Here is a 21,531-nt window from a genome sequence, read left to right as displayed (position 1 = left end):
TAAGGTGAACCCTGCGGTGTCGGCGGCATGGCCGACCGTCGCTCCTTTACCTTGAACCGCCGACACCTGCTCGCGGCGGCCGCGGCGCCGCTCTGGCTCTCGACGACCGCGCGAGCCGTATCGGCGCCCGCCGCGTTGAACATCACCGCCCTGACCGCAGCCTTCTACGCCGCCCGCGGCGGACGCCCCGCCTGGGCGGGGCCAGCGCGCCGGCAAGCCATGGACGCCCTGGCTCTGGCGGACCGCCATGGCCTATCAGCGCCCGACGGTCTCGCCCTAAGTGAAGCCGAACTGACCCAGGCCGTCCTGACCCTGGCCGAGGCGCTCGCCCATGGCCGGGTCGACCCGGCATCCGTCGAGACCCTTTGGGAGATGGGTCGCAACCAGGTCGACACGCCGCCGCTGCTGGCGACGGCGGTCGACGACGGAACGTTGGCCGAGACGATGGCGGGCCTCGCGCCCCAGGACCGCGGCTATCAGGGCCTGTGCGACGGCTTCCTCCGCTATCGCGCCATCGCCGACCGCGGCGGTTGGCCGCCCTTCGCCCTGGGCGCAACGATCGAACCGTTTGCGTCCGACCACCGCCTTCCCGCCCTCCTGCCGCGCCTTCGGGTGGAAGGCGATCTGAGCGACGCCGCCGCCGCGATGGTCGGCCCGTCTGGCGGTGAATACGGCTCCGTTCTGCAAGAGGCCGTTCGGGCGTTCCAGGTGCGCCACGGTCTGGAGGCGGACGCCCGCATCGGCCCGGCGACCCAGCGGGCGCTGTCGATTTCGGCCGAGGCCCGCGCGCGCCAGATCGCGCTCAATCTGGAACGCCGCCGTTGGCTGAAGCGGGACGTGGCCCCGGAACGGATCGAGGTGAACACCGCTGCCTCCATCATGGTCTACTGGAAGGATGGTCGGCCCGTGCATTCGATGCGGGTCGTGACGGGAGACGCGGACAATGCGACGCCCAGCCTCGAACGGCCCTTCGCCTCGGTCGTCGCCAATCCGCCCTGGACGGTGCCGACCTCCATCGCCCAGCGCGAGATCCTGCCGCGCGGCGCCGCCTATATGCGGGCGAACAACATGACGATCCAGAACGGCATGGTGGTTCAGCGCGCCGGCCCGAACGCCGCCCTGGGCCAGGTTAAGTTCGAACTTCAGGACAGCTACGCCATCTTCCTGCACGACACCCCGTCGCGGGGCGCGTTCAATCAAAGCTTCCGCCATCTCAGTCACGGCTGCGTGCGGGTGCAGGACGCCGTCGGCTTCGCCCGACTTCTGCTGGCGCCCGACCCCGAAAGGCTGGCCCGCTTCGACGCCGCGCTGGACAGCGGCCAGACCGTCCGTGTGGCGACCGGTCGGCCGATCGACGTGCGCCTGCTGTATTGGACCGCCTTCCTGGACGGCCAGGGCCGCGTCGCATTTCGCGATGACATCTATCGTCGCGACACCCGTCTGGCGGAGGCATTGGGCATCGCCCTGCACCTGCCGCGGCCCGACGACCGGCGCGCCGATGCGGACGACGTCGGGCCTTGACGGTTATTCGGTCGTGTGGCCGTCGAAGTGCTCGTGGTCGGCGGAGGCCTCTTCCACCGTGGCGTGAACCGTCCCGTCGAGATGCTCCGGCGGGCCATAGAGGGTGTAGAGCCGAAGCGGCTGGGACCCCGTGCTGACCACATTATGCCGGGCTCCCTGGGGGACGATGACGCCGTCGTCCGCCTTCACGGGGTGACGAACGCCATCGATCCAGATTTCGCCCTCGCCCGCCTCGATGCGGAAGAACTGGTCGCGGTCGTCGTGGACCTCTTCGCCGATCTCCTGACCGGGCGGAATGGCCATGAGGACGAGCTGCAGATTGTGGCCGGTGTAGAGAACGCGGCGAAAGTCTGTGTTCTCTTCCGTCAGACGTTCGATATTGTCGATGAAGCCCTTCACGAGAGTCTCCTGTGCGGGTTGGCCGTCAGCGACGTGCGACGGCGGTGATGCGCGCGAATTGCGCCGTGTCGCCGCGCGCCGGCGTCGATGAGCGGGGCGCCGGGGCGGCGACGCGCGCGCCGACCGCCTTCGCATCGCCGCAGAAGATTTCGTAGAGCATGCCCATGACCGCCTGGGCCCGGTCGTCGGCGATCGAATAGAAGATCGAGCGGGACTGACGGCGGGTCTTGACCAGGCCATACTGGCGCAGCTCAGCCAGTTGTTGGGATAGCGCCGGCTGCTTGATGCCGAGGTCCGCCTCGAGCTGGCCCACCGAGCGCTCCTCTTCGGCGATGTGACACAGGATCAGCAGCCGGTTGGCGTTGGCCAGCTGGCGTAACAGCTCTGCGGCCTCCGGCGCCTTTTCCTTCAACCGCGCCATGGCGGCCGCTTGATCGTCGGTCATGCGCGGCGCTCGCGATAGTACCAGGGCGCATCGCCGTCACCGTCGGCGATGGCCGCATCCAGGGTGGTGGCGGCCGGCTCCAGCAGGGCGTCGCCGGGCGTCCAGCCCGCCGGCGTGGAGGCCGCCTCACGTTCAGACGTCTGCAAGGCGGTGACGAGACGCAGCAGCTCATCAACCGAGCGGCCGATGTTCATCGGATACCAGCTGATGGCGCGCACCACGCCTTCGGGATCGATCACGAAAGTGGCGCGCACCGTCGCGCTGTCGCTTGAGCCGGCGTCCACCATGCCGAAGGCGTGGCCGATGGCCATGGAGGGATCCTCGATGATCGGGAACGGCACCTTCACGCCGAAGCGGCGATAAATGTCCTTCAGCCAGGCCAGGTGCGAATACAGACTGTCGACCGACAGGGCCATCAAATCGCAATCGATCGCCGCGAAGGCGTCCGACTGCCGGGCCAGGGCCACGAACTCGCTGGTGCAGACCGGCGTGAAGTCCGCCGGATGCGAGAACAGCACCAGCCAGCGGCCGCGATAGTCGCTCAGGCGCTTTTCGCCCTGCGTCGTGCGCGCGCTGAAGTCCGGCGCCGTGTCGTTGATGCGCAGGGCGCGCATTGCGGGGGGATAGGCGGCTGGCCCGGTGTCGATCGTTTCCATGGCCGCAAGCTAAGCGCTTCCCACCGTTTCCGCTACATTAAACTACATACTTGCACGAACTATGAATGGGTATATGTGTTGAGTCACCGAAACGGAGACACGCCATGTCCTCGCCCATCCCCGATCCCGCCCGCGACCACGCCGCCGACATCGTGCGCGCCGCGCTCGCCGATCCCGCTCAACGTCCCCTGGTCAAATCATTCTTTGACGAGGCCACCTTCACCGTCAGCCATGTCGTGCGCGATCCCGGCTCAGACGCCTGCGCCATCATCGACAGCGTTCTGGACTACGATCCGGCGTCGGGCCGCACCGCCCACGCCTCGGCCGACGCCCTCATTGATTACGTAAAATCCGAAGGTCTCAGGGTTCAGTGGCTGCTCGAGACGCACGCCCATGCCGATCACCTGTCGGCGGCGCCCTATCTCCAGGAAAAGCTCGGCGGTCAGCTAGCCATCGGCCATGAGATCCTCACCGTCCAGGCGGTCTTCGGCAAGATCTTCAACGAGGGGACCGACTTCCGCCGCGACGGCAGCCAGTTCGACCATCTGTTCAACGACGGCGACCGGTTCGAGATCGGCGGGCTCAAGGCCACGGTCCTGCATGTGCCCGGCCACACCCCGGCCTGTCTGGCCTATGTCATCGGCGACGCTGTCTTTCCCGGCGACACGATGTTCATGCCCGACTACGGCACGGCGCGCTGCGACTTTCCCGGCGGCGACGCCGGGACCCTGTATCGCTCGATCCATCGCCTGACCTCGCTGCCGGACGAGGCGCGGGTCTTCCTGTGCCACGACTACAAGGCGCCCCCGGGCCGGACCGAATTCGCCTGGGAGACCACCATCGGCGCCCAGCGCACAGGCAACATCCATATCCGCGACGGCGTCAGCGAGGACGAGTTCGTGGCCATGCGCACCCAGCGCGACGCGACCCTGCCGATGCCCAAGCTGATCCTGCCGTCGGTCCAGGTGAACATGAACGGCGGCCGGCCGCCCGAGCCCGAGGACAATGGGGTGCGCTACCTCAAGGTCCCGCTGAACGCGCTGTGAGGCGAGCCCCCCATGCTTGAACCCATTTCCTTCGTCTGGCCGCTGGCCGGCGGCCTGCTGGTCGGCCTGTCCGCCGGCCTTTATCTGTTGCTGAATGGGCGCGTGGCCGGGATCTCCGGCCTGACCGCCGCGGCGACCGGCCTGTCGAAAGGCGCGCCGCGCACCCTGGGCCTGCTTTTCATCGCCGGCCTGCTGGGCGGTGCGGCCCTGGCCTCGGCGCTGATCCGCAGGCCCGAGGTGCAGATCACCTCGGACATCTGGCTGCTGGTGCTCGGCGGCCTGATCGTCGGTTTCGGCACCCGCTGGGGCTCTGGCTGCACCAGCGGCCACGGCGTCTGCGGCCTGGCCCGCCTGTCGCCCCGCTCCATCGTCGCCACCGGCGTCTTCATGGCCGTCGCGGCCCTGACCGTCTTCGTCACCCGCCACCTGTTGGGAGGCCTGGCATGAACCGGCTGATCGTCGCCGTCCTGTGCGGCCTGCTGTTCGGCGCCGGCATGGTGGTGTCCGACATGATCAACCCGGCCCGCGTCCTGGCCTTCCTGGATGTGACGGGCGCCTGGGACCCCTCGCTGGCCTTCGTCATGGGCGGGGCGCTGATCCCCTCCGCCATCGCCTATCTGATCCGCCGGCGCATGGATGCTCCGGTCGCGGCCGAGACCTTTCACGTCCCCGAGAGCCGGACCATCGACACGCCTCTGGTCGGCGGGGCCGTCCTGTTCGGCCTGGGCTGGGGGCTGGTCGGCCTGTGCCCCGGCCCGGCGCTGGCGGCCCTGACGACCGGCGCCTGGCAGGCCTTCGTCTTCGTCGGCGCCCTCGTGGCCGGCATGGCGCTGTTCCGCCTGACGCTCGACCGAAACGCCTGAACCAGAAAAGACTCTAGGGAGACAACGCCATGGATATCCGACCCCTGGACGAGGCCCTGTCCGCCTCGCCCCAGATCGCTCCGGAAGACCTGCCCGCCATCGCGGCCCAGGGTTTCCGGTCGGTGATCTCCAACCGACCCGACGGCGAGGAGCCCGGCCAGCCCAGCGCCGAGGCTCTGCGCCAGGCCGCCGAGGCCGCCGGCCTCGCCTTCGCCCACGTTCCCGTGGTCGGCGGCGCCATCTCCGACCAGGACGTGGCGGACTTCCGCGAGGCTCTGGCTGACCTGCCCCAGCCCGTGTTCGGTTTCTGCCGCACCGGCACGCGCACGACCACCCTGTGGGCGCTCACGAACGCCGGCTCGGAGAGCCCCGATCATCTGATCGCCCGCGCCAAGAGCGCCGGCTACGACCTCGGCGCCCTGCGCCCCCGTCTTGAAGGAGCCGCGTCATGAGCGCCCAATACGCCCCCCTGGAGTCCTGCGACGTCCTGATCGTCGGCGGCGGATCCGCCGGCATCGCCACGGCCGCCAGCCTCCTGCGCCGCCGCCCAGGCCTCGACGTTCGCATCGTGGAGCCGTCCGAACATCACTACTATCAGCCCGGCTGGACCATGGTCGGCGCCGGCGTCTTCACGCCCGAGCGGACCCAGCGCCGCACCGAGGACCTGATCCCCCAAGGCGCCCAGTGGGTGCGGGGCGCGGTCGCGGCCTTCGACCCCATCCATGATCGCGTCGAACTGACCGACGGCCGCTGGATCGGCTACCGGATGCTGGTCGCGGCGCCGGGGCTGAAGCTGGACTGGGCGGCCATCCCTGGCCTGGCCGAAACCCTGGGGCGCAACAACGTCACCTCCAACTACGGTTACGAGACCGCGCCCTACACCTGGAAGCTGGTGCAGGCGATGCGCAGCGGCCGGGCGATCTTCACCCAGCCGCCCATGCCGATCAAATGCGCCGGCGCCCCGCAGAAGGCCATGTATCTGTCGGCCGACCACTGGCGCGACAACGGCCGCAACGACATCGAGATCGAATTCCACAACGCCGGCCCGGTGCTGTTCGGCGTCAAGGACTACGTCCCGGCGCTGATGGAATATGTTCGCAAGTATCGCATCGACCTGAACTTCGGGTCGAAACTTGTCGCGGTGGACGGCCCGGCGCGGGTCGCGACCTTCGCCGTAACGGGCGCGGACGGCGAAGTGCGCCAGGCGCGGCGCGAGTTCGACTTCCTGCACGTCTGCCCGCCGCAGACCGCGCCCGACTTCGTCCGCGAAAGTCCGCTGGCCGCCGACAGCGGTTGGATCGAGGTGGACGACGCCACCTTGCGCCACAAGCGGTTCGAAAACGTCTTTGGTCTAGGCGACGCCTGCTCGGCGCCCAACGCCAAGACCGCTGCGGCCGCCCGCAAACAGGCGCCCGTGGTGGCCGAGAACATCCTGTCGCTGCTGGACGGCCAGCCGATGCGGGCGGTCTATGACGGCTATGGCTCATGTCCGCTCACGGTCGAGCGCGGCAAGATCGTTTTGGCCGAGTTCGGCTATGGCGGCAAGCTCCTGCCCAGCTTCCCGAAATGGCTTCTGGACGGCACCAAGCCGACCCGCCTGGCCTGGCTGCTGAAGTCCGAGGCGCTGCCGGAGATCTACTGGTCCGCCATGCTCAAGGGCCGAGAATGGATGGCCCACCCCCAGCACATCGAGCCCGCGCCTCAACGTCGTCCCGCCGTCGCCTGAGCCTGATCATGGACCTGTCTCCGCTGCAGTACGGCCTCGGCGCCGGCGCCGGCTCGCTCGTCGGCTTCACCCTCGGCCTGGTCGGCGGCGGCGGGTCCATCCTGGCCGTGCCGCTGATCGTCTATCTGGTGGGGGTCAAGGATCCGCATCTGGCGATCGGCACCAGCGCCTTCGCCGTGGCCGCCAACGCCTTCGCCAATCTGCTCAACCACGCGCGCCACGGCACGGTGAAATGGAAGATCGCCGGCCTGTTCGCCTTGGCCGGCGTCTTCGGCGCCTTTCTCGGCTCCACCCTGGGCAAGGCCGTGGACGGTCAGAAGTTGCTGGCTCTGTTCGCCGCCCTGATGCTGGTGGTCGGGGTGCTGATGCTGAGAGGCCGCTCGGCTTCGGGGGACCCCGACGTGATCCTGACGCGGGGCAATGCGCCGAAGCTCGTCGGAGCCGGCGCCCTGACCGGCGTTATGTCAGGCTTCTTCGGCATCGGCGGCGGGTTTCTGATCGTCCCTGGACTGATGGTCTCGACCCGCATGCCGATCTACTACGCGGTCGGCTCGTCGCTGGTCGGCGTGACGGCCTTCGGCCTGACGACGGCCTTCAACTACGCCCTGGACGGCTGGGTCGACTGGCCCCTGGCGGCCGTCTTCATCGGCGGCGGCGTCCTTGGCGGACTGGTCGGCGCGCGGCTCGCGAAAGCCCTGTCGGGACAAAAAGGCCTATTGAACACAGTGTTCGCCGGGCTGATCTTCGTCGTCGCCTTCTATATGCTTTACCGCAGCGCCGGCGCGCTCGGCCTGATCGGGTGAGACCACACCATGGAACTTGACGCCCTGATCCTGGCACGGATGCAGTTCGCCTTCACCGTCGCCTTCCACATCGTCTTCCCGGCCTTCTCCATTGGCCTCGCCAGCTATCTGGCCGTGCTGGAGGCCCTGTGGCTGAAGACGGGGCGAGACCTCTATCTGAACCTGTTCAAATACTGGCTGAAGATCTTCGCCGTGGCCTTTGGCATGGGCGTCGTTTCGGGTCTGGTCATGTCCTACCAGTTCGGCACCAACTGGTCGGTCTTCTCCGACAAGGCCGGACCGGTCATCGGCCCCTTGATGGCCTATGAGGTGCTCAGCGCCTTCTTCCTGGAGGCGGGTTTCCTGGGCGTCATGCTGTTCGGCCTAAACCGCGTCGGCAAGAAGCTACACTTCCTGGCCACCCTGATGGTCGCGATCGGCACCTTCGCCTCGGCCTTCTGGATCCTGTCGGTGAACAGCTGGATGCAGACGCCGCAAGGCTACGCCATCAACGAGGTCGGCCAGTTCGTACCGGCCGACTGGTTCAAGATCGTCTTCAATCCCTCCTTCCCCTATCGCCTCGCCCACATGCTGCTGGCGGCCTATTTGACTACCGGCCTGGTGGTCGGCGCAGTCGGGGCCTGGCACCTGATGAAGGAACGGACCAACAAGGGGGCGCGCAAGATGTTCGCCATGGCCATGGGCATGATCCTGGTCGCCGCCCCGGTCCAGATCTTCATCGGCGACATGCACGGGTTGAACACCCTGGAGCATCAGCCCGCCAAGGTCATGGCGATGGAAGGCCATTTCGAAAGCCACCCGGACGGGGCGCCGCTGATCCTGTTCGGCATTCCTGACCGCGAGGCGGCCACCGTCCACGGCGCGGTCGAGATCCCCAAGCTGTCGTCCCTGATCCTGAAGCACGATCCGAACGCGCCCCTCGCCGGTCTGGACACCATCGCCCGCGCCGACTGGCCGCCGGTGGAGATCGTCTTCTGGTCCTTCCGCGTCATGGTCGGTCTGGGCATGGCCATGCTGCTGCTGGGGCTCTGGGGGCTATATGCTCGCCTGCGCAAACGCCTCTACGATGCGCCCTGGCTGCACCGCTTCGCCCTGGTCATGGGGCCGATGGGCTTCGTCGCCGTGCTGGCCGGCTGGATCACCACCGAGGTCGGCCGTCAGCCCTGGACCGTCTACGGCCTGTTGCGCACCGCCGACAGCGCTGCGCCCCTGGCGGCGCCCGCCGTCGCAACCTCCCTGGCCGCCTTCGCTGTGGTCTATTTCACCGTCTTCGGCGCCGGGGTCTTCTACATCCTGCGTCTGATGAGCCATGCGCCGCACCGGGACGAGCCGGGCGTGGCGGAAACCCCGATCCGCACGGCGGGCATCACCCCCGCCCCCGCCATCGACCCGGACCGCCCCATCCCGACCGGCGAGGAGACCGATCATGAGCGTTGATCTGACCCTGGTCTGGGCCGGCCTGCTGGCCTTCGCCGTCTTCGCCTATATCGTCATGGACGGGTTCGACCTGGGCGTCGGCATCCTGTTCCCGACGCTGAAGGCCGGCGATCAGCGCGACAAGGCGATGAACTCGATCGCTCCGGTGTGGGACGGCAACGAGACCTGGCTGATCCTGGGCGGCGGCGGCCTGTTCGCGGCCTTTCCCCTCGCCTACGCCGTGTTGATGCCGGCGGTCTATACGCCGATCATCGCCATGCTGCTGGGCCTGGTCTTCCGCGGCGTCGCCTTTGAATACCGCTGGCGTACGGTACGGGCCAAGCCCGTTTGGGATGTCGCCTTCTTCGGCGGCTCCCTCTTGGCCGCCTTCTCCCAGGGCGTCACCCTGGGGGCCATCCTGCAGGGGGTCGAGGTGTCGGGCCGCGCCTACGGCGGCGGCTGGTGGGACTGGCTCAGCCCCTTCAGCCTGCTGACCGGCGCCGCCGTCGTCGTCGGCTACGCCCTTCTGGGGGCCACCTGGCTGAACATGAAAACGGAGGGCGCGCTCCAGGACCACGCCCGCGCCCAGGCCTGGAAACTCGGTCCGGCGACCCTGCTGATGATCGGCGCCGTCAGCCTGGCCACGCCCTTCCTCGACGGCGAATACGCCCGGCGCTGGTTCGACTGGCCCGGCGTGCTTCTGACGGCGCAGGTGCCGTTGCTCGTTCTGATCGTCGCGGCCGCCTTCTTCTGGACCATGCGTCAGAAGCGTGAGGTCTGGCCCTTCCTGCTGTCTCTGGGCCTGTTCGCCGTCACCTTCGCGGGGCTGGGCGTCAGCGTCTTCCCCTACGCTGTGCCCGACGAGATCACCCTGTGGCAGGCCGCCGCCCCCGCCTCCAGCCAGCTGTTCATGCTGGTCGGCGCCCTGATCCTGATCCCGATCATCCTGGCCTACACCGCCTATGCCTATTGGGTGTTCCGCGGCAAGGTCGGCGACGACGGTTACCACTGATGTGTCTCGTCTCCAGAAACGGGCTCCGGCAAGGGCTCTGGTTCGTCGCGCTTTGGGTGCTGGGCGTGGGTGTTCTGGGCGTGATCGCCTATCTGCTGCGCGGTCTGCTGAAGATGGCCGGCGGGTGAGTGCGCAAGCGCCAAATCGCTGGCCCTGGCCCCCGCTCATCATGGGCGCAGCCGTCCTTGTCGCCTGGCTGGCCGCCACCCTCTGGACGCTGCCCGCCCTCTTCCCCGGCGCCGTCGCCGCCGGCGGCCTGCTGGTCGGCGTCGCGGTTGGCCTCGACCTCTGGGCCATGCTGGAGATGCGGCGGCGGCGGGCCAACATCCTGCCCCACCGAGCGGCGACCGCTCTGGTCACCACCGGTCCATTCGCCTGGAGCCGCAACCCGATCTACCTCGCCAACGCCGTCCTGCTCCTCGGCCTCGGCGGCCTGTTCGACAACGCCTGGTTCGTCGTGGCCGCGCCTTTCGCCGCCTTCGCCACGGATCGCCTTGCGATCCGGCGCGAGGAACGACACCTGGCGGCCCTTTTCGGGGCGGACTGGTTCGCCTATGCTGGCCGGGCGGGCCGCTGGCTCGGCCGTCGGCCCTGATCGCGATCACCTTAAGGCTGGCTTAAGCTTGGCGTGGCCTGTTGCGACAAAACGCAGCAGGAAACGACGATGGGAGACTTCGCAGGCGACTGCTCTGCCAAGGGAGGGCGCTTCCGGTGCTGATTTCTATCCTCATGAGCGGCGCCCTCGCCGCCAGCGGGCAGCAGGCGGTCGCCGACAACGGCTGGCGTGTGTCCGGGTCAGCGCGAGCGCGCGGAGAGACGCTGTCTGGCCAGTTTCGTCCAACGGCGGAGCCGAGCGACGCCGTTTTGACGACGCGGCTGACGCTGGCCGTCGAGCGGGATGTGGGTCGCGTGACGTTCGGCGGCGAGCTGTTCGATTCCCGGGCTTTCGGTCAGGGGCCGCGGTCGTCGGTCGGCGTCGGCGAGGTCAATGCGCTGGAGCTGGTGCAGGCTTACGCCAAAGTCCGTCTCGGCGCGGGAGACGCGCGGACATTGCAGCTGGGCCGGTTCACCATGGACCTGGGATCCAAGCGTTTCGTCTCTCGCCAGAACTTCCGCAACACTACCAACGCCTATACAGGCGCCCGTTTCGACACGCCCCTGGCCGACGGGGCGCTGACGGCCTTCTGGGTCATGCCGCAGGTGCGGCTGCCGGACGACAGGGCCGCCATCGAGGACAACCGGGTCGCGTGGGATCGCGAGGATGCCGATCTTCAGTTCGCCGGCCTGTTCTGGACTCGCGACCTCGGCCAGCGGCGGTCGCTCGACCTCTATGTCTACGGCCTGACCGAAAGCGATGACGCGGACCAGCAGACCCGCAACCGCCGGCTGGCGACGCCCGGCGTCCGTTGGCGCCAGTCGCCGGCGGCCGGGCTATGGGATGTTGAGGTCGAGGCGGCGGCCCAGGTCGGCCAGGTCCGGCGCTCCGCCTCGCCGACGGACACCCAGGACGTGGATGTCAGGGCGGGCTTGATCCATCTGGAGGCGGGGCGCACATTCCGGCACGACTGGTCGCCGAGACTGGCGGCCCAGTTCGACTATGTCACGGGTGATGGGGGACAGGGCGACTATGGCCGGTTCGACACTCTTTACGGCGCACGCCGCTTCGAGTTCGGCCCCGCCGGTCTCTACGGCCCGGTCTCACGCGCCAACCTCGTGTCGCCCGACGTGCGCCTGGAGATGAAGCCCTCCCGCAAGCTGGACGGCTTCGTCGCCGTGCGGGGACTCTGGCTCGAAGACGCGCGCGACAGCCTGGGCGCGACGGGGGTCATCGACCCGTCGGGCGACAGCGGCCGCTTTGGTGGAACCCAGATCGAGGCGCGGGTCCGTTACAAGCTGACGCCTGACGTCACCCTGGAGACCGGCGGCGCCCGGCTCTTCAAGGGCCGCGCCCTGACCGACGCGCCGAACGCGCCGGCGCCCGACGACACCACCTACGGCTATGTGGACGTGACCTATGCCTTCTGACGGAGTCCTCGCCTGATGTCGGTGACCATCGGCCTTCTGCTGGCGCTCAGCTTCCTCGTGTCGCTGCTGGCCCTGGCCTTTCTGATCTGGGCGGTGACCAACCGGCAGCTCCAACTGAACCAAGGGCAGGCCTACACGGTCTTCACGCCCGGGGAGGCGGGCACGCCCGACGATGCGACGATGTCCGGCGAGGACACCCAATCGGTCGGGCCGCATCACTATGACACCGAGCGCGAGGGCATCGATGCGGTTTCGCGCCGCCCCGTGATGATCCTGATCGGCAGCGGCATCGCCTGGCTGGTCATCGGCTCGATCTTCGGCCTGATGGCCTCGCTGAAGCTCCACTGGCCGGACTGGCTGACGGACGTCGCGCCGCTGACCTTCGGCCGGGTCCGCACCCTGCACCTGAACCTGGTGATCTATGGCTGGCTGTCGATGACCGGCATCGGCGTGGCGCTCTGGATCGCCCCGCGCATCTTCCACACCGCGCTGCGACATCCCCGGCTGCCGGTGATCGGGGCTGTGCTCTGGAACGTCGCCGTAGCCTGCGGCGCCCTGGCGATCGCCTCGGGCTGGACGGACGGCGAGGAATGGCTGGAGATTCCCTGGCAGATCGATGGGCTGTTGGCCTTGGCCGGCGCCTTCTTCGTCTGGCCGCTTCTCCATACGGCGCTGCGGCGCAACGTCGACCATATCTATGTGACCGGCTGGTACTATCTGGGCGCGCTGTGCTGGTTTCCCGTCCTGTTCTTCATCGCCAATCTGCCGGGCATCCATTCGGGCGTGCAGGAGGCGACGGTCAACTGGTGGTTCGCCCACAATGTGTTGGGGCTCTGGCTGACTCCGCTGGGCGTGGGCGCGGCCTATTATTTCATTCCCAAGATCATCGGCAAGCCAATCTACTCCTATAGTCTGTCGCTGCTCGGCTTCTGGGCGCTGGCGCTGTTCTACAGTCAGGTCGGCATCCATCATCTGATCGGCGGTCCGGTGCCGACCTGGGTGGTGACCCTGTCGATCGTCCACAGTGTGATGATGTTCGTGCCGGTGATCGCCGTGGCCATCAACCAGCACGTCACGGTCGCCCGCAACCTCTGGGCCTTCAAGGCCTCGGTCCCTCTGCGGTTCATCTCGCTGGGGGCGGTCATGTACACCCTGGCGTCCTTCCAGGGGTCGATCGAGGCCTTGCGCACGGTCAATACCGTGACCCACTTCACCCAATATACGGTCGGCCACGCCCATCTGGGCGCCTATGGTTTTGTGTCCTTCATACTGTTCGGCGCGGTCTACCACATGGGGCCGCGCCTGACGGGGCGGCAATGGCCCGCGCCGGCCCTGATCAAGGTCCATTTCTGGCTCGTGGTCGTCGGCTTCGCCATCTACTTCTTCGCCCTGACCATCGGCGGCGTGCTGCAAGGCTTGGCCATGCTGGACGCGACGCGCCCCTTCGCCGACAGCGTCACCGTCCTGGCGCCCTATCTTGAGGCCCGGTCTGTCGGCGGGGCGCTGATGACGCTGGGCCATCTCATCTTCGCGGGCCATTTCGTCGCCTTGCTGGCGCAGGGACGCGCCCCCCAGGCTGGAACCGCGCCCACTGACACCGTTCCGGCGACCGCAGCATGAACCGCGTCATCCCTCTGGGCGTCTTCGCCCTCGCCATCCTGGCGTTCGCCACCCTGATGCTGGTCATCCTCCCCGGCATCCAGATCCGCGGAGAAGCGCCCACGCCGGGTTTGCTGCCCTACACAGAGGCGGAGCTCCGGGGACGGGCGGTCTATGTCTCCGAGGGCTGCGTCTATTGTCACAGCCAGCAGCCCCGCGCCCTGGACCAGGCGCCGGACGGCGAACGGGGCTGGGGACGGGCGGCGGTGGCCTCCGACTATTTCTACGACCAACCCCACCAGCTCGGCACCATGCGCACGGGGCCGGATCTTCAGAATGTGGGCGCGCGGCTGCCGAGCGAAGCCTGGCACATGACCCATCTCTATCAGCCGCGCGCGATCTACGACTGGAGCATCATGCCGGCCTATCCTTACCTGTTCGAGGTCAAGGACAAGGCGGCGCCCGGCGACGTTGTCGTTGCGCTTCCGGAACGCTATGCGCCCAAGGGTAAGGTCGTGGTGGCGAGGCCGCAGGCGCGCGACCTTGTCGCCTATCTGCGCAGTCTGGACCGCACCTTCCCTGCCCCGCCCACCGCCGTCCGCGACGACGGCTACAGCGAAAAGGGCGAGCCGAAATGATCCGCAAAGGGCCGCCCGACGCCCCTCAGCCCCGCGAACCGGACGAGGCCTTCGAACCCTACGAGGAGTTCCGGCGCATTCCGCTGCCGGTCTATTGGATCGCCATCGCCTTGGCGATCTGGGGCGCGGTCACCTTATGGGACAACGCTCAGGCGGTCGGCGTCGGACGTGAAGAACGCGCCGAGCAGATCGAAGAGACGCCCGCCCTCGCTTTGAACAGCGGCGCTCAGGTGTTCGAGGCGCGGTGTTCGACCTGCCATCAGCCCAATGCTGCGGGCGTGCGCAGCGCCATCCCGCCGCTGGCGGGATCCCGGTTCGTCGCCGCCGATCCGACCGTCATCGTGCAGATCCTGCTTCACGGCATCGACGGGCCGATCGATGTCGGCGGCAAGGTGTTCGACGGCCATATGCCAAGCTTCGCCAGCGTGCTGTCCGACGCCGAACTGGCGCGGGTCGCCAGCCATGTTCGCCAGACCTGGGGCGGCGACGACCAAGAGATCACGCCGGCCTTCGTGGCGGCGCAGCGCGAACGTTTCGCCGGCCGCGGGGCCTGGCGCGGAGGTGAAGAGCTGGCGCGCGTCGTCGATCCCGGACTGGCGCCTCAACCTTCGGTCGGACCTGTCCGGATCTCCAGTTTCGACTATCCTGGCGTGATGCGTCTGGTCACACAGGGCCGAGGCGAAGCCTGGGCCTGCGCCTCCTGTCACGGCGCGGCCGGCGAGGGCGGCGCCAACGTGCCCCGACTGGCAGGTCTGCCCGAGGGTTATATCGTCAAACAGCTGCAGGACTATGTCTCAGGCCGCCGCCGCAATGAGACCATGCGGATTGTCGCCGGCGCCCTGAGCGACGCCGACCGGCGCGGTCTCGCGCGTTATTATTCGGCGCTTCGCACGCCTTCCACCGCGAAGCCGGAGCTGGGCGGAGACATGGCGCGCGGGGAGCAGTTGGCGCTGCACGGCGACTGGTCCAAGAACCTTCCCGCCTGTTTCAGCTGCCACGGCCCGTCGGGCTTCGGCGTGGCGCCGAACTTCCCCTCCCTGGCCGCCCAGCACCCCGCCTATACGGCCTCGCAGCTGGCCGCCTGGGTCGGGGGCGAGCGCGACAACTCCGACGTCCAGCTGATGAACGAGGTCGCGCGCAATCTGTCCGACGCAGACCGCCGCGCGGTCGCCGACTATCTTGCAACCCTTCCGCCGGTGCCGGCCGTTTCCGATAATGAAAGGCGATGACCATGGATGACGACGCTCCGCCTCCCGCTCCGCAGGACCGCCCCGCCAAGGGCCGGTTCGCCCGCGATGTGATCTACGCCGTCGGCGGCGGCTTCGCCCTGTTCGCGATCGCCGCCTACGCCTTCGACGCGGGTTGGCTGCGGGATCGCAAGGCCGGCGAGGCCGACGGCGACGAAAACGTCAATGCGGCCCTGTTCCAGCCGCCGCCGGACAGCGCCATTCCCGACGGACCGGAAGGCGATGCGATCCGACGCGGCCAGGCGATCTTCATGAACACCTCGGCCAATGCCTCGGATTTCGTCGGCAACAATCTGTCGTGCTCGAACTGCCATCTCGACGGCGGCCGACGGCCCAACTCGGCGCCGATGTGGGCGGCCTGGACCGTCTATCCCAAATACCGGTCCAAGAATAAGCAGATCAACACCATGGAGGACCGGGTGAAGGGCTGTTTCACCTATTCCATGAACGCCCAGCACTCGCCGACCGGCGGTCCGCCGCCGCCCGGGGACGACGTCTACAAAGACCTGCAGATCTATATGCATTGGCTCGCCAGCGGGGCCCCGACGGGTGAAGACCTGGAGGGCGCCGGATATCCGGAGCTTGAAATGACCTCAGCGGGTTACGACCCGGCGCGCGGGAACCAGGTTTACGCCGCCAACTGCGCGACCTGCCACGGGGCGGACGGCCAGGGGCAATACGACCTCAATGGACGCCCGGTCTTCCCGGCGCTTTGGGGACCCCGGTCCTACAACTGGGGGGCCGGCATGGCGCGGGTGAACACCGCCGCCGGCTTCATCAAGGCCAATATGCCGCTCGGCCAGACCGATCGTCTCACCGATCAGCAGGCCTGGGATGTCGCCGCCTTCATCAACAGCCAGGAGCGGCCCAAGGACCCCCGCCAGACCGGCACGGTGCAGGAGACGGCGCAAAAGAACCACGGTGGCGAGGAAACGTTTTACGGGCGGACCTACCAGGGTCGTCTGATCGGGGTGGGCACGCCTGAACCGACCGCCCGCGCTCGGCCTTGAGCGCGGAACCGCGTCAGCAACTGTTCGCCGTCGACGGCCTCTTTTGCGGCGGGTGCGCGCGCGGTCTGGAGCGTCGGCTTGGCGAAACCCCGGGCGTCCTCCTCGCCCGGGTCCATCATCTCTCCGCCTCGGCCCTGGTCCGATGGGAAGCCCAGCGCTGCGACCTCGCTCATCTTCGAACCGTCGTCCGTCAGGCCGGCTATCGCCTGATCGAGCGCACCGACCCCCAGGATGCGGTGGACCGGTTCGACGGTCAGATCCGCCAGTTGACGCTCAGGCTCGCCGTTTCGGTCGCTTTCGGCATGTGGGCGATGGTCGCGGCGATCGTGCTCTATGTGACGCCGAGCCTCGGCGCGGACCTCGCCTGGAGGCTGGCCATCGCCAGCGGTCTCCTGGCCTTGCCGGCGCTCCTCTATGGCGGTTGGGACATCGGCCGCATGGCGATCCGATCCGTGCGCCTGCGCGCGCCCGGGCTCGACCTCCTCGTCACGCTCGGCGTCGGCGGCGCCGTGTCGGCCTCGCTCGTTCATCTGATGGCCGGCGATCGTCACGTCTATTTCGACACAGCGGTCATGCTGATAACGCTGCTGCTGACCGGACGTCTGATCGAGACCCACATCCGGCGCGGGGCCGCCCAGGCCGTGGTGGCCATGGGCCGTCTGTTCGATGACACGGCCCTGGTCTGGCGGGAAGCGGACGGCTGGCAGGCGGCGCCCAGCGCCAGCCTTCGCCTCGGCGACCGCGTGCGGATCCCCGCCGGCGCCGTGGCGACCGTCGACGGCCGGGTTGTGACCGGCGAGAGCCGTCTGAATGCGGCCGTGCTGAACGGCGAGTCCGCGCCGCGCGCCATCACTCCCGGGGATCGCGTCAGCGCGGGGGCCGTGAACCTCGACCGGATGATCGAAGTCTCGGTCGATCGCGACGCCGGGGATCGCGACGTGGATCGGATGGGCGGACGGGTGGCCCTCGAACTGGCGACGCGCGGCGGTGACGAGGACCGGATCGCGCGCCTGGCCGGCACGCTGACCCAGGGCCTGATCCTGGCGGCCGTCCTGGTGACGGCGGCGACGCTGGCGTTCACAGCCGACGTCGGCGAGGCGGTGATGCGTGGTCTGGTCGTGCTCCTGGCGGCGTGCCCCTGCGCCCTGGCCCTGGCCGCGCCCTTGGCTCAGGCGCGGCTCTCGGCCAAAGCCGCCGAACACGGTGTGCGGTTCTCCGATCCCGGCGTGGTCGATCGCATGGCCGGGCTGCGCACCGTCTTTCTGGACAAGACCGGGACCCTGACCCTCGGCCGCCCCGAGGTGGTCGCCGTCACCACCTGCCCCGGCTGGTCCGTGGCGCAGGTGCTGGATCTGGCGGCGCGTGCGGAGACCGGCGTCGCCCATCCCCTTGCGCAGGCCGTCGTCGCCGCCGCGCCGACCGGCGACGCGGGCGTCGTCGGCGGCCGACGCCTGGACCGCGGCGCCGAGACGACCTTGGCGGACGGCGCCCACATCCACGTCGGCGGCGTCCCAAGCCTACAGGGCGAAACGCGTCTTCGGGTCACCCTGGATGGTCTCGCGATCGGCGATCTTCTGCTCGCCGATGCGCTGGACCCCAGCGCCGCTGACGGCGTGGCGCGGCTCAAGCGGCGGGGATTGCAGGTCGTCATGGCCACCGGCGACGCCGAGGGGCCGGCCCTTGCGGTCGCGCAGCGGATCGGTTTGGACGCCTCTGCGGTCCACTGGGGCTGCACTCCCGCCGACAAGGCCGACAGGGTCAGGAACACGAGCGGACCTGTGCTCTTCGTCGGCGACGGCGTGAACGACGCGCCCGCCCTGACCGCAGCCGCCTGCGGGGTTTCGGTGGCCCGGGCGCATCCGGCCGCGACGGCCACGGCGGCGATCGTCATCCTGAGGGGCGGTCTTGAGCAAGTCGATGTGGCGCTGAGCCTGGCTGACGAGACGCGACGCACCATCCGCCAGAATGTGGTCCTCGCCCTCGCCTACAACATCGTCGTTCTGCCCCTGGCGGCCTTGGGCCTGTTGTCGCCCTTGGGGGCCGCAGTCGCCATGACCGCGAGTTCGCTGCTGGTGATGCTGAATGCGCTGCGCGGGCCACAGACGCGGCTGTCTCGCGAGGCGTCGTCGTCGGCAGGCGACGATGGCCGCCGCCAGGTGCGTCCTTCGCCTTGAGCAAGCGTCGGATCGGCAGCGCCCGACGATCCTGGCCTTGGGCGGGCTTGGTTTTCCCTTTCAGGGGCGTAGGATGTCGGACGGCGGGCCTCGTCCGGATAGCCTTCGATCTGGAGCCAGGGGACGCAATGCGTCGGCAGCGATCGCGGGTGAAGACGTCGAGCTTCACACAGAAGTTCCCGGCCCGCCCCCTCCGCCTACGCAGCCGGTCTGGGTGCGGCTACCATCGGGCTCCGCCCAAGCGGCGCCAGAGGTCCGTTTCCGCCTTGGGCACCTCCGCCAGATCGGCATGATCCCGCCAGTGGGTGATGACGCCCTGATCGACTTCGAAGATGCTGATCGCGCGCACGTCCACCAGACCGCCCCGGCGGGCGGCCAGGAAATAGGCGCTGTCGGCGATGACCAGATCCTCCTCAACGACACATTTGAGAATATGGAGTTCGACGAGCGAATAGGCTTGAAACAGCCGCCGCCAGAACCCGAGCAGCGCAGCTTTACCGACCAGAATGCCCGCGACGTCGAACCGAGCGTCGATATCGTCTGAGACCAGGGACTCAAGCCGTCGGACGTCGCGAAACGCGATCTCCCTGGCGAAAGCTTGAACGACGTCTCCGGGCATGGATGAATTGATCACGGTTCAGATGATCGATCATGACCCGATTCTCGATGAAAAATCGCGCGTCGCGTGTGGACCTCCCATCAGTCCGGCTCAATCAAGCCGGCCCGGACCGCAACTACGACAGCCTCGATTCTGGTCCGGACCCGGAGCTTCGCAGCGACCTTTTCCAAATAGCTATCGACCGTGCGGGGGACAGTCCCAGGATGCTGCCGATGTCGCCCGAACTCTTGCCGCGGCACACCCAGATGAGGCATTCGAGTTCTCGCGGGCTCAAGGCGAGGCTCTGCGTTCCGACGTCTGTCTGACGGTGTGGTGTCATGGGATCACTCGCCTTTAGAGCCCCACGATGACGCGGCCCGTCAGCCTCAACAACGCCGTCGATTTGCGGAGATTCCGCAACAAACTTGCGGAAACCTCGGAGCGGTTTTCATCAGCGCCGCGCGTCTGTCGCGCTTTACCCATCACTTGCCCTGCCGGCTCCCGAGCCCTAAATCCTGAGACGTCGGGCGCCGCCAGATAGGGGCGGAACTTGAGCCAGGGACTGCCTTTGGCGGTGGCGGCGTTTCATCCTGAAGTAGCGGGCCTCTTCGCAGAGGATTCCGCGCCCGACCCCTCCGCCTTGCACCGCGACTCGGATTGATTCATTGTCGGTTGTCGGCGTCCGCGTCGATAGGGGCCGGGAATCCCCTGTGCGAAGCTCAACCTTAACGGCCGCGCCTTGACGCGCGGCGTCCGTCCGCCATCGCCTGCGGCGCACCTTTGCGTGCGCCCGGACGCCACGCGGTCGCGCTCTCGGATTCCCGCCGTCTGACAGCCGGCTGGAGGTCGCGTTGAGCGATGTGAAGGAGTTGAATCCGGGCGCCGCGGCGAGCCTCAACGGGCTTTACCGCCGCTATTCGGGATGGCTGGGCAAGCGGCTTCGTGGACGCGTCGGCGTCGATGAGGCCGACGACGTGGTGCAGGAAACCTATCTTCGCCTGACGCCGTACCTTCTCGAAGACATCCGCCATCCGAAAGCCTTGCTTCTTCGGGTCGCGCTCAACCTCGTCCGCGACGAACGGCGCCGTCTTGTGCGCCGCGAGCGCGCCTTGCAGGGTACGGGTTCGACCTTGGACACGGCGGCCGACGCGCCTGTCGATCGCCTCTACCTCAAGCAGGTCCTCCAGACGATGCCGCCCCTCTACAGGGACGTCTTCGTCTTGAGCCGGTTTGACGGTATGACATATCCGGAGATTGCTCTGGCTCACGGGATCAGCTTGGCTACCGTCGAACGGCGCATGGCGAAGGCTGTTGAGCACTGCATGGCGCAACTGGACGTCTAAGGCACGAACGATGACTGCCGATAAAGAGCTGGACGCGAGACGTCGTGAAGCCGCGTCATGGTTCGCGACCCTCAATCAGAAGCGTGTGACGGCCTCGGACGTCACAGCCTTCAGCCAATGGCGCCGCGACTCAAAGAACGCCGAGGCCTACGCCCGCATCGAAACGATGTGGGAGACGGCGGGCAGCCTCAAAGGGGATGCCGACATCGCCGTCTTGACCGAAGGTGCGCGCGCTCGCGCGGACGCGTCGCGCAAAACCCAAAGCCGCTTCTCCAAAGCGCTCGTACCGACCGGCGCCATCGCCGCGATCGCGGCCGCAGCGATCGGCGTCATGATATGGTCCGCCCGTCCGCTGTCTTATGAGACGGGGCTGGGAGAACGACGGGTCGTCGTCCTGGCCGATGGCTCGAAGGTCACGCTGGACACCGAGTCTCGCATCACCGTGAAACTCACCCGTGGCCGCCGCGCTGTCGAATTGGCGAGCGGCCAGGCCTTTTTTGACGTTGAGGGCGATCCGACCCGTCCATTCGTCGTCCGCGCGGGGGTCACCGACGTCACCGCCGTCGGAACCCGGTTCGACGTCCGCCGAGCGGGCGACGGCGCGCAGGTCACCCTCGTGGAGGGCAAGGTCGATGTTCTGGACCGAGAGGGCTCGTCGCCACGCTGGTCCCTCACGCCTGGCCAGCAGATTGTCACCGCCTCCCCGCGTCCCGCCGTACGATCGGTGGATGTGGCGTCTGAAACCAGCTGGACGGCCGGTCGTCTCGTCTTCGCTGGCGACACCGTTGAAACCGCCGTCGCTGAAGTCAATCGCTACAGCCGCACCAAGGTCGTGCTGGAAGCCCCGACCATCGCGCGCATCGCCGTCAGCGGCGCGTTCAACACGGGTGATGTGGACGGCTTCGTCTCCGCGCTCACCGAACTCTATCCCGTTGTCGCCGAGCGGACGCCCACTGGTCAGATCGTCATTCGTGACGCGCCCGCAAAAATTTCGGCGGTGCGCTGAGGGG

24 protein-coding genes are annotated in these 21,531 nt (G+C 68.0%); 19 read left to right on the top strand and 5 right to left on the bottom strand.

What is annotated here, in order from left to right:
• Positions 1-27: 27 nt before the first annotated feature.
• The gene (locus AC3IPP_RS05200) at positions 28-1,521 is read left to right on the top strand and encodes a L,D-transpeptidase family protein (protein WP_489150594.1); all 1,494 of its coding nucleotides are present in this window, start codon (positions 28-30) and stop codon (positions 1,519-1,521) included.
• Between the two features lie 3 nt (positions 1,522-1,524).
• Here AC3IPP_RS05200 and AC3IPP_RS05195 read toward each other — a convergent pair whose 3' ends face one another.
• The 3 genes from AC3IPP_RS05195 to AC3IPP_RS05185 are packed head-to-tail and all read right to left on the bottom strand — an operon-like array spanning position 1,525 to position 3,021.
• Positions 1,525-1,920 carry a cupin domain-containing protein gene (locus AC3IPP_RS05195; RefSeq protein WP_376853718.1) on the bottom strand — a complete coding sequence of 132 codons (396 nt, stop codon included), beginning with the start codon at positions 1,918-1,920 and terminating at the stop codon, positions 1,525-1,527.
• A gap of 25 nt (positions 1,921-1,945) precedes the next feature.
• Positions 1,946-2,365, bottom strand: a complete 420-nt coding sequence (locus tag AC3IPP_RS05190; protein WP_119412806.1) for an ArsR/SmtB family transcription factor — start codon at positions 2,363-2,365, stop codon at positions 1,946-1,948.
• Positions 2,362-3,021 (bottom strand): peroxiredoxin, encoded by a 660-nt coding sequence (locus tag AC3IPP_RS05185; RefSeq protein WP_489150593.1) that lies wholly within the window; start codon positions 3,019-3,021, stop codon positions 2,362-2,364. The genes AC3IPP_RS05190 and AC3IPP_RS05185 overlap by 4 nt, the downstream gene beginning before the upstream one ends.
• Before the next feature lie 104 nt (positions 3,022-3,125).
• Here AC3IPP_RS05185 and AC3IPP_RS05180 point away from each other — a divergent pair, with 104 nt between their 5' ends.
• From AC3IPP_RS05180 to AC3IPP_RS05105, 16 genes are all read left to right on the top strand, one after another.
• Entirely contained in the window at positions 3,126-4,067 is a 942-nt protein-coding gene (locus tag AC3IPP_RS05180) for an MBL fold metallo-hydrolase (protein ID WP_489150592.1), read from the top strand.
• A 12-nt stretch (positions 4,068-4,079) separates the two neighbouring features.
• On the top strand, positions 4,080-4,514 hold the full coding sequence (locus tag AC3IPP_RS05175; RefSeq protein ID WP_137721934.1) for a YeeE/YedE family protein: 435 nt from the start codon (positions 4,080-4,082) through the stop codon (positions 4,512-4,514).
• The gene (locus tag AC3IPP_RS05170; protein WP_228184657.1) at positions 4,511-4,930 is read left to right on the top strand and encodes a DUF6691 family protein; all 420 of its coding nucleotides are present in this window, start codon (positions 4,511-4,513) and stop codon (positions 4,928-4,930) included. Before AC3IPP_RS05175 ends, AC3IPP_RS05170 begins: the two co-directional genes overlap by 4 nt.
• Before the next feature lie 29 nt (positions 4,931-4,959).
• Positions 4,960-5,382: a protein tyrosine phosphatase family protein gene (locus AC3IPP_RS05165; protein ID WP_304937131.1), complete on the top strand. Its 423-nt coding sequence runs from the start codon at positions 4,960-4,962 to the stop codon at positions 5,380-5,382.
• On the top strand, positions 5,379-6,656 hold the full coding sequence (locus tag AC3IPP_RS05160) for an NAD(P)/FAD-dependent oxidoreductase (RefSeq protein WP_489150591.1): 1,278 nt from the start codon (positions 5,379-5,381) through the stop codon (positions 6,654-6,656). The genes AC3IPP_RS05165 and AC3IPP_RS05160 overlap by 4 nt, the downstream gene beginning before the upstream one ends.
• 8 nt (positions 6,657-6,664) lie before the next feature.
• A complete protein-coding gene (locus AC3IPP_RS05155; RefSeq protein WP_489150590.1) occupies positions 6,665-7,459 on the top strand; it encodes a sulfite exporter TauE/SafE family protein in 795 nt (264 codons plus the stop codon).
• A gap of 9 nt (positions 7,460-7,468) precedes the next feature.
• Positions 7,469-8,896 carry a cytochrome ubiquinol oxidase subunit I gene (locus AC3IPP_RS05150; protein WP_438850953.1) on the top strand — a complete coding sequence of 476 codons (1,428 nt, stop codon included), beginning with the start codon at positions 7,469-7,471 and terminating at the stop codon, positions 8,894-8,896.
• Positions 8,886-9,887: a cytochrome d ubiquinol oxidase subunit II gene (cydB, locus tag AC3IPP_RS05145; RefSeq protein ID WP_489150589.1), complete on the top strand. Its 1,002-nt coding sequence runs from the start codon at positions 8,886-8,888 to the stop codon at positions 9,885-9,887. The genes AC3IPP_RS05150 and cydB overlap by 11 nt, the downstream gene beginning before the upstream one ends.
• The gene (locus AC3IPP_RS05140; protein ID WP_313041041.1) at positions 9,887-10,015 is read left to right on the top strand and encodes a hypothetical protein; all 129 of its coding nucleotides are present in this window, start codon (positions 9,887-9,889) and stop codon (positions 10,013-10,015) included. Before cydB ends, AC3IPP_RS05140 begins: the two co-directional genes overlap by 1 nt.
• Before the next feature lie 41 nt (positions 10,016-10,056).
• Positions 10,057-10,482 (top strand): methyltransferase family protein, encoded by a 426-nt coding sequence (locus AC3IPP_RS05135; protein ID WP_316628727.1) that lies wholly within the window; start codon positions 10,057-10,059, stop codon positions 10,480-10,482.
• Positions 10,483-10,616: 134 nt separating this feature from the next.
• A complete protein-coding gene (locus AC3IPP_RS05130) occupies positions 10,617-11,912 on the top strand; it encodes an alginate export family protein (protein ID WP_119412802.1) in 1,296 nt (431 codons plus the stop codon).
• 15 nt (positions 11,913-11,927) lie between these two features.
• On the top strand, positions 11,928-13,532 hold the full coding sequence (locus tag AC3IPP_RS05125; protein ID WP_489150587.1) for a cbb3-type cytochrome c oxidase subunit I: 1,605 nt from the start codon (positions 11,928-11,930) through the stop codon (positions 13,530-13,532).
• Positions 13,529-14,149, top strand: coding sequence for a cbb3-type cytochrome c oxidase subunit II (locus AC3IPP_RS05120; RefSeq protein WP_119412800.1), 621 nt, complete (start codon positions 13,529-13,531; stop codon positions 14,147-14,149). Before AC3IPP_RS05125 ends, AC3IPP_RS05120 begins: the two co-directional genes overlap by 4 nt.
• Entirely contained in the window at positions 14,146-15,378 is a 1,233-nt protein-coding gene (locus tag AC3IPP_RS05115) for a c-type cytochrome (protein WP_489150586.1), read from the top strand. The genes AC3IPP_RS05120 and AC3IPP_RS05115 overlap by 4 nt, the downstream gene beginning before the upstream one ends.
• 2 nt (positions 15,379-15,380) lie before the next feature.
• Positions 15,381-16,406 (top strand): c-type cytochrome, encoded by a 1,026-nt coding sequence (locus AC3IPP_RS05110; RefSeq protein ID WP_489150585.1) that lies wholly within the window; start codon positions 15,381-15,383, stop codon positions 16,404-16,406.
• Positions 16,403-18,580, top strand: coding sequence for a heavy metal translocating P-type ATPase (locus tag AC3IPP_RS05105; protein ID WP_489150584.1), 2,178 nt, complete (start codon positions 16,403-16,405; stop codon positions 18,578-18,580). The genes AC3IPP_RS05110 and AC3IPP_RS05105 overlap by 4 nt, the downstream gene beginning before the upstream one ends.
• A gap of 220 nt (positions 18,581-18,800) precedes the next feature.
• On the opposite strand, the gene AC3IPP_RS05100 is transcribed toward AC3IPP_RS05105, so the two are convergent.
• Together AC3IPP_RS05100 and AC3IPP_RS05095 are read right to left on the bottom strand one after the other, a co-directional pair.
• Positions 18,801-19,199 (bottom strand): nuclear transport factor 2 family protein, encoded by a 399-nt coding sequence (locus AC3IPP_RS05100; RefSeq protein ID WP_489177445.1) that lies wholly within the window; start codon positions 19,197-19,199, stop codon positions 18,801-18,803.
• A gap of 115 nt (positions 19,200-19,314) precedes the next feature.
• Positions 19,315-19,518, bottom strand: a complete 204-nt coding sequence (locus AC3IPP_RS05095; protein WP_489150582.1) for a LuxR C-terminal-related transcriptional regulator — start codon at positions 19,516-19,518, stop codon at positions 19,315-19,317.
• Positions 19,519-20,038: 520 nt separating this feature from the next.
• Here AC3IPP_RS05095 and AC3IPP_RS05090 point away from each other — a divergent pair.
• Complete coding sequence (locus tag AC3IPP_RS05090; RefSeq protein WP_489151039.1) at positions 20,039-20,521, top strand: RNA polymerase sigma factor; 483 nt, start codon at positions 20,039-20,041, stop codon at positions 20,519-20,521.
• Positions 20,490-21,527, top strand: coding sequence for a FecR family protein (locus tag AC3IPP_RS05085; protein WP_489150581.1), 1,038 nt, complete (start codon positions 20,490-20,492; stop codon positions 21,525-21,527). The genes AC3IPP_RS05090 and AC3IPP_RS05085 overlap by 32 nt, the downstream gene beginning before the upstream one ends.
• Positions 21,528-21,531 lie beyond the last annotated feature (4 nt).

It is taken from the genome of Brevundimonas sp. KH_060, from assembly GCF_057838275.1.
Note: the sequence above shows the minus strand (reverse complement) of the source record. Positions and strands in the feature narration are given on the sequence as shown.

Coding starts and splice junctions, on each gene's coding strand:
- AC3IPP_RS05200 (WP_489150594.1), top strand. CDS start 28: ATGGCCGACCGTCGCTCCTTTACCTTGAACCGCCGACACCTGCTCGCG.
- AC3IPP_RS05190 (WP_119412806.1), bottom strand. CDS start 2,365: ATGACCGACGATCAAGCGGCCGCCATGGCGCGGTTGAAGGAAAAGGCG.
- AC3IPP_RS05185 (WP_489150593.1), bottom strand. CDS start 3,021: ATGGAAACGATCGACACCGGGCCAGCCGCCTATCCCCCCGCAATGCGC.
- AC3IPP_RS05180 (WP_489150592.1), top strand. CDS start 3,126: ATGTCCTCGCCCATCCCCGATCCCGCCCGCGACCACGCCGCCGACATC.
- AC3IPP_RS05175 (WP_137721934.1), top strand. CDS start 4,080: ATGCTTGAACCCATTTCCTTCGTCTGGCCGCTGGCCGGCGGCCTGCTG.
- AC3IPP_RS05170 (WP_228184657.1), top strand. CDS start 4,511: ATGAACCGGCTGATCGTCGCCGTCCTGTGCGGCCTGCTGTTCGGCGCC.
- AC3IPP_RS05165 (WP_304937131.1), top strand. CDS start 4,960: ATGGATATCCGACCCCTGGACGAGGCCCTGTCCGCCTCGCCCCAGATC.
- AC3IPP_RS05160 (WP_489150591.1), top strand. CDS start 5,379: ATGAGCGCCCAATACGCCCCCCTGGAGTCCTGCGACGTCCTGATCGTC.
- AC3IPP_RS05155 (WP_489150590.1), top strand. CDS start 6,665: ATGGACCTGTCTCCGCTGCAGTACGGCCTCGGCGCCGGCGCCGGCTCG.
- AC3IPP_RS05150 (WP_438850953.1), top strand. CDS start 7,469: ATGGAACTTGACGCCCTGATCCTGGCACGGATGCAGTTCGCCTTCACC.
- cydB (WP_489150589.1), top strand. CDS start 8,886: ATGAGCGTTGATCTGACCCTGGTCTGGGCCGGCCTGCTGGCCTTCGCC.
- AC3IPP_RS05140 (WP_313041041.1), top strand. CDS start 9,887: ATGTGTCTCGTCTCCAGAAACGGGCTCCGGCAAGGGCTCTGGTTCGTC.
- AC3IPP_RS05135 (WP_316628727.1), top strand. CDS start 10,057: ATGGGCGCAGCCGTCCTTGTCGCCTGGCTGGCCGCCACCCTCTGGACG.
- AC3IPP_RS05130 (WP_119412802.1), top strand. CDS start 10,617: ATGAGCGGCGCCCTCGCCGCCAGCGGGCAGCAGGCGGTCGCCGACAAC.
- AC3IPP_RS05125 (WP_489150587.1), top strand. CDS start 11,928: ATGTCGGTGACCATCGGCCTTCTGCTGGCGCTCAGCTTCCTCGTGTCG.
- AC3IPP_RS05120 (WP_119412800.1), top strand. CDS start 13,529: ATGAACCGCGTCATCCCTCTGGGCGTCTTCGCCCTCGCCATCCTGGCG.
- AC3IPP_RS05115 (WP_489150586.1), top strand. CDS start 14,146: ATGATCCGCAAAGGGCCGCCCGACGCCCCTCAGCCCCGCGAACCGGAC.
- AC3IPP_RS05110 (WP_489150585.1), top strand. CDS start 15,381: ATGGATGACGACGCTCCGCCTCCCGCTCCGCAGGACCGCCCCGCCAAG.
- AC3IPP_RS05100 (WP_489177445.1), bottom strand. CDS start 19,199: ATGCCCGGAGACGTCGTTCAAGCTTTCGCCAGGGAGATCGCGTTTCGC.
- AC3IPP_RS05095 (WP_489150582.1), bottom strand. CDS start 19,518: ATGACACCACACCGTCAGACAGACGTCGGAACGCAGAGCCTCGCCTTG.